The 13,977-nt window shown below is 69.1% G+C and carries 11 protein-coding genes; 6 read left to right on the top strand and 5 right to left on the bottom strand.

Annotated features, from left to right (window positions below; genetic code table 11):
- Positions 1-104 precede the first annotated feature (104 nt).
- Positions 105-884: an AraC family transcriptional regulator gene (locus GQ56_RS0100690; RefSeq protein ID WP_031396819.1), complete on the top strand. Its 780-nt coding sequence runs from the start codon at positions 105-107 to the stop codon at positions 882-884.
- Between the two features lie 461 nt (positions 885-1,345).
- Here the strand turns inward: GQ56_RS0100690 and pcaG are convergent, their stop codons facing one another.
- The 3 genes from pcaG to GQ56_RS0100670 form a co-directional block, all read right to left on the bottom strand.
- On the bottom strand, positions 1,346-1,939 hold the full coding sequence (gene pcaG, locus GQ56_RS0100680; protein WP_031396818.1) for a protocatechuate 3,4-dioxygenase subunit alpha: 594 nt from the start codon (positions 1,937-1,939) through the stop codon (positions 1,346-1,348).
- Between the two features lie 3 nt (positions 1,940-1,942).
- On the bottom strand, positions 1,943-2,650 hold the full coding sequence (pcaH, locus tag GQ56_RS0100675; RefSeq protein ID WP_031396817.1) for a protocatechuate 3,4-dioxygenase subunit beta: 708 nt from the start codon (positions 2,648-2,650) through the stop codon (positions 1,943-1,945).
- 274 nt (positions 2,651-2,924) lie between these two features.
- The gene (locus GQ56_RS0100670; protein ID WP_031396816.1) at positions 2,925-3,491 is read right to left on the bottom strand and encodes a YiiX/YebB-like N1pC/P60 family cysteine hydrolase; all 567 of its coding nucleotides are present in this window, start codon (positions 3,489-3,491) and stop codon (positions 2,925-2,927) included.
- Between the two features lie 120 nt (positions 3,492-3,611).
- On the opposite strand from GQ56_RS0100670, the gene GQ56_RS0100665 reads away from it, so the two are divergent.
- The 4 genes from GQ56_RS0100665 to GQ56_RS0100650 all read left to right on the top strand — a co-directional run bounded on the left by GQ56_RS0100665 (position 3,612) and on the right by GQ56_RS0100650 (position 6,270).
- On the top strand, positions 3,612-4,349 hold the full coding sequence (locus tag GQ56_RS0100665) for a helix-turn-helix domain-containing protein (protein ID WP_031396815.1): 738 nt from the start codon (positions 3,612-3,614) through the stop codon (positions 4,347-4,349).
- Between the two features lie 82 nt (positions 4,350-4,431).
- A complete protein-coding gene (pcaQ, locus tag GQ56_RS0100660; RefSeq protein ID WP_031396814.1) occupies positions 4,432-5,418 on the top strand; it encodes a pca operon transcription factor PcaQ in 987 nt (328 codons plus the stop codon).
- Positions 5,419-5,539: 121 nt separating this feature from the next.
- Entirely contained in the window at positions 5,540-5,899 is a 360-nt protein-coding gene (locus GQ56_RS0100655; protein WP_031396813.1) for a type II toxin-antitoxin system RelE/ParE family toxin, read from the top strand.
- A 74-nt stretch (positions 5,900-5,973) separates the two neighbouring features.
- Positions 5,974-6,270, top strand: a complete 297-nt coding sequence (locus tag GQ56_RS0100650) for an XRE family transcriptional regulator (protein ID WP_031396812.1) — start codon at positions 5,974-5,976, stop codon at positions 6,268-6,270.
- Positions 6,271-6,592: 322 nt separating this feature from the next.
- On the opposite strand, the gene GQ56_RS0100645 is transcribed toward GQ56_RS0100650, so the two are convergent.
- Both GQ56_RS0100645 and GQ56_RS0100640 read right to left on the bottom strand, forming a co-directional pair.
- On the bottom strand, positions 6,593-11,122 hold the full coding sequence (locus tag GQ56_RS0100645; RefSeq protein ID WP_031396811.1) for a DEAD/DEAH box helicase: 4,530 nt from the start codon (positions 11,120-11,122) through the stop codon (positions 6,593-6,595).
- 201 nt (positions 11,123-11,323) lie between these two features.
- Positions 11,324-11,848, bottom strand: a complete 525-nt coding sequence (locus GQ56_RS0100640) for a metal-dependent hydrolase (protein WP_031396810.1) — start codon at positions 11,846-11,848, stop codon at positions 11,324-11,326.
- A 398-nt stretch (positions 11,849-12,246) separates the two neighbouring features.
- Between GQ56_RS0100640 and ggt the strand changes: the two genes are divergently transcribed.
- Positions 12,247-13,968, top strand: a complete 1,722-nt coding sequence (gene ggt, locus GQ56_RS0100630; RefSeq protein WP_031396809.1) for a gamma-glutamyltransferase — start codon at positions 12,247-12,249, stop codon at positions 13,966-13,968.
- The last annotated feature ends 9 nt before the right edge of the window (positions 13,969-13,977 follow it).

The raw sequence follows: 13,977 nt of genomic DNA, 5'->3' as shown, positions 1-13,977 counted from the left end.
GGCGGGTCTTGCGGCCGTCAGGTCGCGCAAGGGTGAAGCGGATCGTAGATCGACAGAAGGAGGCCCGCCTTCGATATCGGGTCATTGATGATGGAATTCGGGCCGTGAGAAATACGCTGGTGGATCCCTACGAACACATCCCGCGAAGCGTGGTCGTGACCGCCAACGACTATGGCGCGGGCACGACGTTTCCGGAGCACGCGCACGAGCGCGGGCAATTCGCGTTCGCGTCGCGCGGCACGATCAGCGTGTCGACGCCGCACGGGCGCTGGCTGGTGCCGCCGCAGCGCGCGTGCTGGGTGCCGGCCGGCGTGCGGCACGAAATGACGATGACCGGGCCGGTCACGATGCTCAACACGTTCGTGTCCGGCGACGCCGCCCGGGAGGCCGGCCTGCCCGGGCAGTGCGGCGTCTATGGCGTATCGGCGCTGCTGCGGCAACTGCTCGACGATGCGGTCGACCTGCCGGCCATGTACGACGTCGACGGGCGTGCGGGCAAGCTGATGGCGCTGCTGGTTGCGGAGATCGCGACGATGCCGCGCCTGTCGCTGCATGCGCCGCTGCCGGCCGACGCGCGGCTGGCGAGGGTGTGCCGGCACCTGCTGGCGTCGCCGTCGATCGAGGCCGATCTCGATCAGGTGGCCGCGAGTGCGGGCTTGAGCCGGCGCACGTTCACGCGGCAGTTCCGCGCGCAGACGGGCGTGAGCTTTGCCGCCTGGCGCCAGCAGGTGTGCATGCTCGCGGCGATTGCCCGGCTGAGCGACGGGCAACCGGTGACGCGCGTCGCGCTCGATCTCGGGTACGCGAGCGCGAGTGCGTTCACGTCGGCGTTCCGCCGCATCCTGGGCGACACGCCGAGCCGCTACCTGGAGATTCGGCGCTAGCCGGACGGCAGCCGTGCGCTCAACGGCGTGCGCCGGCCGCACCCGCCAAAAAATACGCGCCTGCCAACTTCGGTCAGACGCGTTTAAAGGCACTCGGTCAGAAAAAATGCGCGAACAGCCCGTTGGGCGATGTCGCGCATTACGTGTGTAATTGTTGCTTCCCTCGATGCAATTCCGTTGTCGGGTTGCGAATAACGAAGAATACGCCGCATAACGCGCAAACGAAATCCCGCCGGCGCGCCGATTCATGTGCTGTTGCAGCATGCGTTTCAAGCGTGCGTTCCATCCAGACGGCGGCAGTCCCGCGCGGCAGGCATCGGCCGCCGTGGCCCGATGCGATGCGGCGCAGCATCGGACGACGGCGATGGCCTACGAAAAACGCCGCGCGGCGCGATGCCTGCCGGTATCGCGCCACGCGGCGTGACGGTTGCATGCGAAGCCGGCGCGTGCCGGCACGCGCGTCACACGTCGAAGAACACCGTTTCGTCCGGCCCCTGCATGCGGATGTCGAAGCGGTAGACGACCGGGCGGCCCGGCTGCGCGTCGCGTTTTGCAACGAGCGTCGCGCGGCGTTCGGCCGGCACCGCGTTCAGCACGGGGTCGGCCGCGTTCGCGGCGGCTTCGTCGTCGAAGTACACGCGCGTGAACGCATGGGTGAGGATCCCGCGCATCATCACGGTCACGTTGATGTGCGGCGCTTCGCCGGCGGCGATGCGGCCCGGCTTCACCGTCTCGACGACGAAGCGCTGTTGCGCATCGGTGCCGGTGCCGACCCGCGCGAAGCCCGTGAAGCCGGATGTCGCGATGTCGCTGCGCGACGCGGGGTAGCGGCCCGCGCTATCGGCCTGCGTGAATTCGAGCACCGCGTCGCCGACCACGTTGCCGTCGCCGTCGAATACCTGGCCAACCAGCAGCACGTGTTCGCCTTCGGCATGCGCGGCGGCGATCGTCGGCGTGAACAGGCTTTTCAGGTCGTAGTCGTACTGCTGCGGGCACAGGCCGTAGGCGAAGTACGGGCCGACCGTCTGCGAGGGGGTTTGCTTCAGCGTCGTCATGGTTCAGCGCTCCATCGGGGTGGCGTCGCGGCCGCGCAGCACGATGTCGAATTCGTAGCCGAGCGCATAGCCTTCTTCGGTGATGTCCATCGAGAAGCGCGAGATCAGGCGATCGCGCGCGGCCTCGGGCGTGCCCTGGAAGATCGGGTCGTACGCGAGCAGCGGATCGCCGGGGAAGTACATCTGCGTGACGAGACGCGAGCCGAAATAATCGCCGAACAGCGAGAAATGGATGTGATTCGGGCGCCACGCGTTCGGATGGTTGCCCCATGGATACGCGCCGGGCTTGATCGTCAGGAAGCGGTAGCGGCCTTCGTCGTCGGTCAGGCAGCGGCCCGCGCCGAGAAAGTTGGGGTCGAGCGGCGCATCGTGCTGATCGACCTTGTGCACGTAGCGGCCGGCCGCGTTCGCCTGCCATACCTCGACGAGCGTGTTGCGCACGGGCTTGCCGCCTTCGTCGAGCACGCGGCCCGTGACGATCATGCGCTCGCCGAGCGGCTCGCCGTTCTTCACGGCGTTCTTCGTCAGGTCGTGGTCGAGCGCGCCGAGATCTTCCGCGCCGTAGACGGGCGCGTACTGGTCGCGCAGCTTCTCCTTCAGCGGGATCAGCGGGCGGGTCGGGCCGCGCTTCACGGACGAACGGTACTCGGGGTGCACATAGGCCGGATGCGACGGCCAGTCGCGCGGCGTGAGGATCGTGGGGGAATCCATCGGGCGTCTCCTGATAGGTATTTCGCGAAGTGGATGGCAGGACTTTAGTCAATCCGGAAAGTTATGCAAAATGACCTTTTTTCGTGCATCGCATAACGGTTCGTTATGTTTGAGACGCCAATGAAAATACCGCCGGACAGGATGCCTGTCCGGCGGAGAAAGCGATCGGGCTTCGCGTCGTCGGTGACGACCCCGTGCACGGCCCTCCAGCCAGCCCGTCGCTGCTTTTTGTATTGTCGTTCTTATTGTTATCCGGTCTCCCCGAGCGTGCCCGTCATGACTGGCGGTCGGGATCCAGCACGATCCCGTCGAATTCGAGCGACAGCGTGCCGCCGCGCAGCAGTGCGGCCGGTGTCGCGGCCCGGTCGGCGCCGAGCACGTCGCTCACGTACCGCGCGCAGAACCCGCGTCGCGCCCGCGGGCTGAAGCGGTGGCCGAGCAGCGAGTCGATCTGCCGTTCGGCGGCCTCATGCACCTGGCGCTGCGCGTCGGCGCCCGGTGCCGCGACGCGGCGCGCCAGGGCGATACGGCCGCCCACGGTGCGGGCGACGAAGCGCGACAGCGGCGTGAGCGTCGTCCAGGCCCACGCGGATTCGGCGATCATGGGCTCGTCGCCCGACGTATCGACGACGATGCCGAAGCGATTGGCCCAAGCGCCTGCCGTGCCTGCGGTGTCGCGCGGCGCACGCGCCGGCACCCGGATGAACACGAGATCGCCGACGTGTGCGCTGGCGGCCAGCGTGCGGACCGTGGCGAGCGACATCGTGCGACCCGTGTCGCGTGCATCGCGCGGTGCGGTGTGCTGCGGTTCGTAAGCTGCGGTTTCGGTCCGGGTGGTCATTTCGGCTCCGTCGTTGGGTGACAGGACGGAACGAATTATGCAGACAAGTACCCGAAAGTGTTCATTTGCATGCGCAGGTAGCCTAATATCTGACCTTGAGCATCATTTTTCGATACCGGAATGACCGAAACCGCCCAACTCATCGAAACATTGAAGCGCCAGTTGAAGGCGCAGGGAATGACCTACCGCGATGTCGCACGTTCGCTGGACGTCTCCGAGACCAGCGTGAAGCGGCTGTTCGCCAGCGGGCGCTTTACGCTGGAACGCGTCGCGGAGATCGCGCAGTTGCTCGGCTATACGCTGGCCGAGCTCGTGCAGGAGGCCTCGGCGTCGGCGCCGAGGCTGCGTGTGCTGACCGATCAGCAGGAGGCGCTGCTCGTGTCGGACGAGAAGCTGCTGCTGGTCGCCGTCTGCGCGATCAACTACTGGACCGTGCAGGACATCGTGTCGGCCTACCGGGTGACGCAGGCCGAGTGCCTGAAATACCTGCTGATGCTCGATCGGATGAACGTCGTTGCGCTGCTGCCGGGCGACCGGATTCGCGTGCGCGTCGCGCGCGATTTCGACTGGCTGCCCGGCGGGCCGATCCGCCGTTATTTCCATGCGCACGCGCTCGGCGATTTCCTCGACAGCCGTTTCGACGGCGAGGGCGAGACGATGACGTTCTCGCAGGGGATGCTGACGGAGGCCGCGTCGGCCGAGCTCGAACTGGAGTTGCGGCGGCTGCGCAGCAAGGCGGCTGCGCTGCATGCGGAATCGTCGTCCGCGCCGCTCGCGCAGAAGCACGGGACCAGCCTGCTGATCGCGAAACGGATGTGGGAGCCGGCCGGCTTCCAGGCGCTGCGGCGCGACGCATGACGTATGCCGTGCCGGGGGGCTTGGGGTGCTCCGGAAAGTTATGCAAAATGGTATTTCTTCGTTCATCGCATAACTGCCCGTTATGAATAACCGTATCGCCGACGGCCGCGTCAAGTTCCGGCACCTGCAGTGTTTTCTCGCGGTCGCGCAGTCGGGCGGCGTGCAGAAGGCGGCCGAGAGCCTGTCGATCACGCAGCCCGCCGTCTCGAAGACGATCGCCGAGCTCGAGGCGATCCTCGGCGTGAAGCTGTTCGAGCGCGGCCGGCAGGGCGCGCAGCCGACCCGCGAAGCGCAGCTGTTCCTGCCGCACGCGAATGCGTGCGTGCTGGCGCTGCGGCAGGGCGTCGGGCTGCTGGCGCGCGAGGGCGGGGCGGCCGCGGCGACGCTGGAAATCGGCATGCTGCCGACCGTCGCGGCGTCGCTCGCGCCGGCCCTGATGAAGGCGCTGGCCGCGCGCTGGCCGCGCGTCGTCGTACGGATCGCAACGGCCGCGAACGCCGATCTGCTCGAGCGCCTGAAGTCCGGCGCGATCGAATGCGCGATCGGGCGGCTGTCGGAGCCGGAGCGGATGATCGGGCTCGCGTTCGAGCAGTTGTACAACGAGCCGCTCGTCGCGGTCGTGCGCGCCGGGCATCCGCTGCTGGCGAGCGGGGCGCCGGCAGCCGAGCTGGCGCGTTATCCGGTCGTGCTGCCGCCGTTCGGCACGCTGATCCGCCAGTCGGCCGAGCAACTGCTCCTCGCCTGCGGCGCGCCGCCGCTGGATGCGTTCATCGAGGTGCTGTCGGTATCGGTCGCGCGCGCACTGGCGCTCGAGAACGACGCGGTCTGGTTCGTGCCGCTCTATGCGGCCGAATACGACCTGTCGGCCGGCGCACTGGCCCGCCTGCCGCTGCCGTCTGCCGGTACCGACGAGCCGGTCGGGCTCGTGCTGCGCACCGATGCACAGCCGTCGCCGGTCGCCCGCACGCTGATCGATGCCGTGCGCGACATCGCGCGGTCGCGGTTCGGCGACACCCGCGCGCCGCGGCCGCCGCGCACGGCACGCAAGCCGGCTCGCCGCGATCGGTGATCCATCGGGCCGGGCGTCGGCCCGCGCGCCTGCCGCGCGGACGGATCGGCCATCCGGCCAGTAGCGCGCCTCGTGGTGCTTGGCATATCGTACCATTTTTGGTACGATTGGTGACAAGACGATGGCGAGACAGCAGATCCAGGCCACGCTCGGCGTGCGGTTCTTCCTGACGGCCCGGGGCAACGAGCCGGTGCGCGAATGGCTCCGGGCGCTCGGGCCAGTGGAGCGCCGGGCGATCGGCGAAGAGATCAAGACCGTTCAACTCGGCTGGCCGCTCGGCATGCCGCTGGTCCGGAAGATGGCGAGGGATCTGTGGGAGATCCGCGTGATGTTGCCGGGGCGGTGCGCCCGTGTGCTGTTTACGGTCGTCGGCGACACGATGGTCCTGCTGCATGCCTTCATCAAGCAGTCGCGGGCCACGCCGCCGGACGATCTCGAGGTCGCCGTCGCGCGCCTGAAAGCGCTGACGCACGCCATCTGACATTCCCGGTTGCGCCGGAACGCGCCGTCTTCGACGGTCGGGCCGCCGGCAACGCCATGCACTTGGAGCACGACATGACGACCACCCACAACCCGCATATCGGCAGCGATTTCGATGCCTTCCTCGAGGAGGACGGCAACCTCGAAGCCGCCACCGCCACCGCGATCAAGCGCGTGATCGCGTGGCAGATCGGGCAGGAAATGAAGGCGCAGCACATCACGAAGACCGCGATGGCCGCGCGCATGAAAACCAGCCGCGCCGCGCTCAACCGCCTGCTCGACGAAACCGACACGAGCCTCACGCTCGCGACGCTCGCGAGCGCGGCCGCCGCGCTCGGCAAGCGGCTCAGCTTCGAGCTGGTGCCCGCCTGACCGGCATGCCGAACCGGCGGGCGGCCGGTTCGGCGCATCGCTTCACATGATGCGCGCCGCGCTCGGGCCGGTTATCCGGCCAGCGGTTCGGCCGGCCATCCGCCGGTTCGGCGCCGCAAGCGGGCGGACGGCAGCCCGCTTGCACCTGCCGGGGCGTCGGCACAGCCCGGTCACTTGCAGATGGCGCGGCGCGCGCCGCCCGTGAGCAGCCCGGCTGCGCGATGTGCTCATGCGGCCAATCCGATCGCTCAAGGGTACCGAAGCGCTCGCGGCCGCACGGCCCGGCGATCGTCCGTCCCTGCCGCGTGCGTGTCGGCCGGTGTCAGCGGTGACGGGCGAGCCGCAGGCGTGCATCCTCGCGTGCGGCGGGCGACAGTTCGGGCGTGTAGTGGAACGTGCCCGATACCAGCGACGCGACGGGCACGCCGTCGCGGAACAGCACGCGGTTGCCGGCCAGCGCCGGTACCTTGTCGCCGGGCAGCAGCGTGCCGGCGAGATTCAGCGGGTCCGCGCCCGTCACGCACACGTACTGCCCGTCACCCGGTTGCCGCCGCAGCTCGCGCAGGATCGGGATCGCTTCGGGCAGCGCGAACTGTTCGCCCGCGAGCCCGGCGACGAAGCGTCCGCCGCGAATTTCGCCGCGCGCCTCGAGGCGCTGCAGCACGCGGACGAGTTCGCGCCAGCTCGGCAGCCAGTCGGCTTCGCGCTCGAGCAGCCGCCAGAACACGACGCCATAGCGGCGCAGCAGCGTCCACGCGATGTGGTCGAGCGCGTCGGGGTCGGTTGCTGCCGGGCCGCGTTTCGGCGCCGGCCTGTCGTCCGGCGGCGCGCGACGTTGCACGAGCGCCCAGCGGCCCGCGTCGTCCATCCCGCCGATCAGCGCGCCGCCGCGCCGCGTGCGTGGCGCATAGGTCGCGCTGCGCTTGACGGCGGGCTTCAGCAGCGCGCGCAGGCCCGCGTAGCTGTCCGCGTTGACGAGGCCGGCCGACACGAGTTCGCCGAGCGCCTGTTCGAGTTCGACGGGCAGCATGTGCAGGTCGTCGAGCAGCGCATCGAAGAACATCGCACCGTGCGCGGCAAGCGCGTCGCGCACCTGCGCGGCCCGCGCGGACAGCGCCGGCTGCGCATCGGGGTCGCGCAGCGCCTGCCACGCATCGAGGTGGCGGCGCGGCAGCAGCACGATCGGCGTTGTCTTCACGGGCGTGCCGGCCGCGCGCGCCGGCGCGCCGATGCGCGTCCAGACGAGCTTGCCCGAGCGGCACAGCTCGTCGAGGCCGCCCGCCGTGTAGTCGGTGAGCCGCGCGGGCAGCAATGCGTCTTCCCAGGCGCTCGCCGCGGCCTCGTAGCCTTCGAGCTGTTCGACCACGGCCGCGAGCGCGTCACGGCCCGAGCCGCGCGTATCGAGTGTCAGGTGCTGCCAGTGAAACAGGAAGCGCATGAAATCGGCGCGCTCGACCGGCTCGATCTCGCGCCGCAGCCGTTTCACCGTGTAGCGATGAATGCGGGCGAGCAAGTGGCGCTCGCACCATTGGTCTGTCGTCGCGTCCGGCGTGAAGCGTCCGCACATCACGTAGCCTTCGCGCTGCAGCGCCGCGAGCGCCGTCGCGACCGACGCGGGCGTCAGCCCGAGCGGTTTCGCGATCGCGTCGAGCGCAAGCGGCCCGAAGCCGGTGAGCCGGGCGCGGATCACGTCGATGCACGCGGCGTCCGCTTCCCACGGCTGCGCGCAGGCGGCCGGCACCTTGAGCGCCGGTGTCATGCGTGCGTCGGGATGCAGCGCGCGCACGCACACGAGCCGTTCGACCGGCACCCACAGCGCCGCGCCGCCCGGCGTGACGAGCTTCGTCGCGCGCCGGCGCTCGGCAAGTTCCGCGAGCCGGTCGGGCCAGCCTTCGTGCGCCCGCGCTTCGCTGTCGGCGATGCACGCGAGCGTGAGCAGCGCATCGTGCATTTCGTCGGCGTCGCGCACGAGCGGCCATGCTTCGTCGCGCACCGCGTCGATCGCGTCGGCGTCGAGTGCGCCGAGATCGTCGCCCGATTCGGGGTCGCTCCAGCGGCGCGACTGCACGGCCTGCGTGCGGCGCTCCTCGAGCGGCGCATCGTCGAGGAACGCGTAGGGTTTCGCGTTCAGGATTTCGGCCGCGAGCGGCGACGGCGCGGGCAGGTCGCGCGCGACCAGCTCGATCGCGCCGCTTTCGATCCGGCGCAGCAGCGCGAGCCAGCCGTCGGTGTCCATCGCGTCGTGCAGGCAATCGTCGAGCGTCTGGTCGACGAGCGGGTGATGCGGGATCTCGCGCTCGCCGACGATGTTCTCGAGGCATGCGACCTGATCGGGGAACACGGTCGCGAGCAGATCCTCGCTCTTCATCCGCTGCAATTGCGGCGCGGTGCGCCTGCCGCCGGTGAAGCGCGGCAGCGCGAGCGCGGTCGTCGCGTTCCAGCGCCAGCGCACGCCGAACATCGGCGCGTCGAGCAGCGCCTGGACCAGCACGTGCTCGGCGCTGGCGGAGCGCAGGTAGCGCCACACTTCGTCGAGCGCGAAGCTGTGCGCGAGCGACAGCGACAGGATGATCGCGTCGTCGGTCGCGGCCGCCTGCAGCTCGAAGTTGAAACTGCGGCAGAAGCGCTTGCGCAGCGCGAGCCCCCACGCGCGATTGATGCGGCTGCCGAACGGCGAATGGATCACCAGCTGGGTGCCGCCCGATTCGTCGAAGAAGCGTTCCATCACGAGCGTATCCTGCGTCGGCAGCGCGCCGAGCGCGGCGCGGGTGCGGGCGAGGTAGTCGGCGATCTGGCGCGCGGCGTCGGGCGACACGCGGAGATCGTCGACGAGCCAGCGCAACGCCGGCGCGAGGCGACTCTCGGCGGTGGCGGTGACAACGGTCTCGTGCTGCACGTCGAGCGAGGCATCGGTATCGGTCTCGGGCTTGATCCCGGCCTTCGATGCCGCATTCGCGCCCGCTTTGGCGTCGGCCCGGGGCATGGACTTCCCGCCGGCCCCGTCGCCGATGCGTTCACGGTTCTTGCCCTGTGCCTGCCGGTCGCCTTCGGCGAACAGCCCGTCGAGCCGTGCGCGCAGCCGGCCGACCGCCGCCGACAGCTCGTCGCTGCGCCCCGGCGCCTCGCCGATCCAGAACGGAATGTTCGGCGACTGGCCCTGCGCGTCCTCGACGCGCACGCGGCCCGTCTCCACGCGGATGATCCGGTACGACTGGTTGCCCAGCTGGAACACGTCGCCGGCCAGGCTCTCGATCGCGAAATCCTCGTTGACGGTGCCGACCTGGATGCCCTGCGGTTCGAGCAGCACCGCGTAGTCGGCCATGTCGGGGATCGTGCCGCCCGAGGTCGTCGCGGTCATCATCGCGTTGCGGCGCCCGCGCACGGTGCCGCCTACCACGTCGCGATGCAGGTATGCGCCGCGCACGCCGCGGCGGCTCGTGAAGCCTTCGGCGAGCATCTTCATCACTTCGTCGAAGCGTTCGCGCGTGAGCCGCGCATACGGCGCCGCACGCGTGAAGCTGGCGTATAGCGCGTCTTCCCGCCATTCGGCGCAGGCGACTTCGGCGACGATCTGCTGCGCGAGCACGTCGAGCGGCGCCTCGGGAATCCGCAACGCGTCGAGTTCGCCGCGCCGCACGCAATCGAGCAGCGCCGCGCATTCGACGAGCTCGTCGCGCGACAGCGGGAACAGCCGGCCCTTCGGCACGCCGCCGACATGGTGCCCCGAACGGCCGACGCGCTGCAGGAACGGCGCGATCCCGCGCGGCGAGCCGACCTGGCAGACGAGGTCGACGTCGCCGATGTCGATGCCGAGTTCGAGCGACGCGGTGGCGACCAGCAGCTTGAGTTCACCGCGCTTCAGGCGCTGCTCGGCATCGAAGCGATGCTCCTTCGCGAGACTGCCGTGATGCGCGGCGATCGCATCCTTGCCGAGCCGGTCGGCGAGATGGCGCGCCATGCGCTCGGCGGTGCGCCGCGTGTTGACGAACACCAGCGTCGTGCGATGCGCGGCCGCGAGCCCGGCGATGCGGTCGTACACCTGCTCCCACACGTCGGTCGCCATCACGGGTTCGAGCGGCACGTTCGGCAGTTCGAGCGCGAGATCGCGTTCCCGCGCGTGGCCGGTGTCGACGATCGTGCAGTCGCGCGGCGCATCGGCTGGCCCGCCGACCAGGAACCGCGCAACCGCATCGATCGGCTTCTGCGTTGCCGACAGCCCGATGCGCGGCAGCGCGCGGCCGGCGAGCGCGTCGAGACGTTCGAGCGACAGCGCGAGATGGCTGCCGCGCTTGGACGACGCGAGCGCATGGATTTCGTCGACGATCACCGAGCGCACGCTCGACAGCATCTGCCGCCCGGAGGTGGACGACAGCAGCACGTACAGCGATTCGGGCGTCGTGACGAGGATGTGCGGCGCGCGCTTGCGCAGCGCGGCGCGCTCCGCCTGCGTGGTATCGCCGGTGCGCACGGCGGTACGGATCGCGGGCACCGGCAGGCCGAGCTGCGCGAGCGATTCGGCGATGCCGGCGAGCGGCGCGTCGAGGTTCACGTGGATGTCGTTCGACAGCGCCTTCAGCGGCGACACGTAGACGACGAGCGTCGCATCGGGCAGCGCGCCGTCGTGCGACAGCGCATCGCGCACCAGATCGTCGAGCGCGCACAGGAACGCGGTGAGCGTCTTGCCGGAGCCGGTCGGCGCGGCGACGAGCGTGGAGCGGCCGGCCTTGATGTGCGGCCACGCGAGCGCCTGCGCGCCGGTCGGCGCGGCGAACGTGCGCCGGAACCACGCGGCGACGGCCGGGTGGAACACGTCGAGCGCACGGGCGGCAGGGCGGGTAGCGGTAACGTCCATCGAAGCGTTGAAATGGGGGGCGAAGGCGCGAACGCAGCGCGCGCGAATCGAATCGCCAGTGTGCCAGACGCCGCGCGTGCGTGCCGGGCAAGTGCGGCGACCCTCCGCATCGAGATGGGGGCCGGCCGCGTACTTTCAACAGACGGAAAGTTGCGTGTGTGACGGCGTGCCGGGCGCACGCCGAAATGCGCCGAATTGCAACTAAACGCGATGCAGCCAGCCGAGCCAGTGTTCGAGCCGCGGCGCGCGCGAGCACAGCAACTGCGCAAGCCACAGCGTGCCGCCCCATGCGGCGGCCACGACGAGCAGGTCGCAACGCCCGCTCTTCCACAGGTTGAGCGAGTGACGCCGCCAGATCCACGGCACGCCGAGCGGGTTGGGCCAGTCGGCGAGCAGGTGCATCACGCCGCCGCAGGCGAAGCCGAACAGCGGCGCGGCCCAGAGCGGATGCGATCGATGAATGAGCCCGTGCCAGCCGAGCGCGAGCAGCGCGAGCCAGCCGATGCCCCAGTGCGTAAGGGTGCGGTGCGTGATCCACAGGCGGCGCTTGCGGCTCCACCATGCGACCTCGAGCCAGTCGGGCGCGGTGCCGCCCGCGACGCCCGCCGCGAACGCGGCGAACATGCCTGCATGCCACGGGCCGGTGGCGCCGGTCTGCGCGACGAGGACGGCGGCGGCGACGCCGGCCGCGAAGCCGGTCGCACGATGCGCATTGTGTGATGCCATAGCAACGGAGACGAGAAAACGTGAAGCGGCGCGTGAACCAGACGGTGAAGCGGCGCGAAAAGGGGCGCTATCTTCTCAGATCGATCCGCGCAGCGGGCGGTCCGTTTGCAGATTTTTTTTCGCATGCGATGCGGCATGCTTCGCAGTTCGCAACTTTCGGTTTTTGAGCATGACGTGAGGGCCGATCTCGCGTGTCATTCCGGCGGCGCGCGAGCGCGTATTCGGCGCCGCAGCATGACCGCGCGCAACGTGACCGATGCGCTTTCATCGCGGCGGCGTGTTCGACCCTTTTTGTCCCCCTATACTACGTAGCCGGCACGGGGCCGCCGATGTACCGGCGGCCCCGAACGGACCAGGCGCCTTTCCTGCCTGAAGGAGATCCACATGGGGGACATGCAATGACTACGCTGAATCGCTTCAAATCATCCGCTGTCGTGCTCGCGACGGTGGCCGGCGTCGGTTTCCTGCCGAACGCGCCCGTCTATGCGAAGGGGCCGCAGCCGGCCGTCCTGACCAGCTCCGCGGTCGCGGTGGCCGACAAGTACAGCGCGGATGCCGCGGAGCGGATCTTCAAGGAGGGCGGCAACGCGATCGACGCTGCGGTCGCGATCGCCTTCACGCTTGCCGTCACGTACCCGGAAGCCGGCAACATCGGCGGCGGCGGCTTCATGACGATCTACAAGGACGGCAAGCCGTACTTCATCGACTATCGCGAGCGCGCGCCGCTCGCCGCGACGAAGGACATGTATCTCGACAAGGACGGCAACGTCGTCAAGGGCATGAGCCTGTACGGCCCGCGCGCGGTCGGCGTGCCGGGGACGGTCGCGGGCATGTGGGAAGCGCAGAAGCGCTTCGGCAAGCTGAAGTGGAAGCAGGTGCTGGCGCCGGCGATCCACTATGCGCGCGACGGCTTCGTCGTCGACGAGCAGCTCGCGCAGCGCGGCGTCGACGCGTCGAAGGAGTTCGGCGGCAAGACCAACTTCGACAAGTACTTCTCCGGGCTGAAGGCCGGCGTGAACTTCAAGCAGCCCGACCTCGCCGACGTGTTGACGCGCATCTCGAACGACGGCGCGGAAGGTTTCTACAAGGGCAAGACGGCCGACCTGATCGCCGCGTCGATGAAGACCGGCGACGGCAACGGGCTGATCACCACCGAGGATCTCGCGCAATACCGCGCGGTGTGGCGCGAGCCGGTGCAGGCCAGGTGGAACGGCTATGACGTGATCACCGCGCCGCCCCCGAGCTCGGGCGGCATCGGCCTCGTGCAACTGCTGAAGATGAAGGCCGACCTCAAGCAGGACTTCGAGGGCGTGAAGCTCAATTCGCCGCAATACATCCACCTCGTCGCGGAAATCGAGAAGCGCGTGTTCGCCGATCGCGCGCAGTATCTCGGCGATCCCGATTTCTACAAGGTGCCGATCGCGCAGCTGACCGACGACGCCTACATCGCGAAGCGCGCGGCCGAGGTCAATCCGAAGGAGCCGTCGGACACCAAGAGCGTGCAGCCGGGCCTCGGCACGACGATGCCGGAGAAGGCCGAAACGACGCACTTCTCGGTGGTCGACAAGTGGGGCAACGCGGTGTCGAACACGTACACGATCAACGGCTATTTCGGCTCGGGCGTGATCGCCGACGGCACCGGCATCGTGCTGAACGACGAGATGGACGACTTCTCCGCGAAGCCGGGGGTGGCGAACATGTTCGGTGTGGTCGGCAGCGACGCGAACGCGATCGAACCGAAGAAGCGCCCGCTGTCGTCGATGTCGCCGACGATCATGACGAAGGACGGCAAGGTGTCGCTCGTGATCGGCACGCCGGGCGGCTCGCGGATCTTCACGTCGATCTTCCAGGTGATCAACAACATCTACGACTTCAGGATGCCGTTGAAGGAGGCCGTCGGCGCGATGCGCTTCCACCACCAGCTGCTGCCGCCGAACACGATCTTCTGGGAGCCGTACCACCCGATCGAGGGTGAACTCGCGAAGCAGATCGAGGCGCGCGGCTACACACTGAAGGGGCAGGATTTCAGCGGCGACATCCAGGTGATCAAGATCGACGGCAAGACGCCGGAAGCGATGGCCGATCCGCGCGGGCGCGGCGTGACGCGGATCATTCACTGACGTGAAGCG

The organism is Burkholderia paludis, assembly GCF_000732615.1.
Lineage (GTDB): Bacteria > Pseudomonadota > Gammaproteobacteria > Burkholderiales > Burkholderiaceae > Burkholderia > Burkholderia paludis.
Note: the sequence above shows the minus strand (reverse complement) of the source record. Positions and strands in the feature narration are given on the sequence as shown.

What these genes read in the sequence shown, in the direction of transcription:
- GQ56_RS0100650 (WP_031396812.1), top strand. Translation starts at nt 5,974, where the DNA reads ATGACGACCACCCACAACCCGCATATCGGCAGCGATTTCGATGCCTTC.
- pcaG (WP_031396818.1), bottom strand. Translation starts at nt 1,939, where the DNA reads ATGACGACGCTGAAGCAAACCCCCTCGCAGACGGTCGGCCCGTACTTC.
- GQ56_RS0100670 (WP_031396816.1), bottom strand. Translation starts at nt 3,491, where the DNA reads ATGACCACCCGGACCGAAACCGCAGCTTACGAACCGCAGCACACCGCA.
- pcaQ (WP_031396814.1), top strand. Translation starts at nt 4,432, where the DNA reads ATGAATAACCGTATCGCCGACGGCCGCGTCAAGTTCCGGCACCTGCAG.
- ggt (WP_031396809.1), top strand. Translation starts at nt 12,247, where the DNA reads ATGACTACGCTGAATCGCTTCAAATCATCCGCTGTCGTGCTCGCGACG.
- GQ56_RS0100645 (WP_031396811.1), bottom strand. Translation starts at nt 11,122, where the DNA reads ATGGACGTTACCGCTACCCGCCCTGCCGCCCGTGCGCTCGACGTGTTC.
- GQ56_RS0100640 (WP_031396810.1), bottom strand. Translation starts at nt 11,848, where the DNA reads ATGGCATCACACAATGCGCATCGTGCGACCGGCTTCGCGGCCGGCGTC.
- pcaH (WP_031396817.1), bottom strand. Translation starts at nt 2,650, where the DNA reads ATGGATTCCCCCACGATCCTCACGCCGCGCGACTGGCCGTCGCATCCG.
- GQ56_RS0100655 (WP_031396813.1), top strand. Translation starts at nt 5,540, where the DNA reads ATGGCGAGACAGCAGATCCAGGCCACGCTCGGCGTGCGGTTCTTCCTG.
- GQ56_RS0100665 (WP_031396815.1), top strand. Translation starts at nt 3,612, where the DNA reads ATGACCGAAACCGCCCAACTCATCGAAACATTGAAGCGCCAGTTGAAG.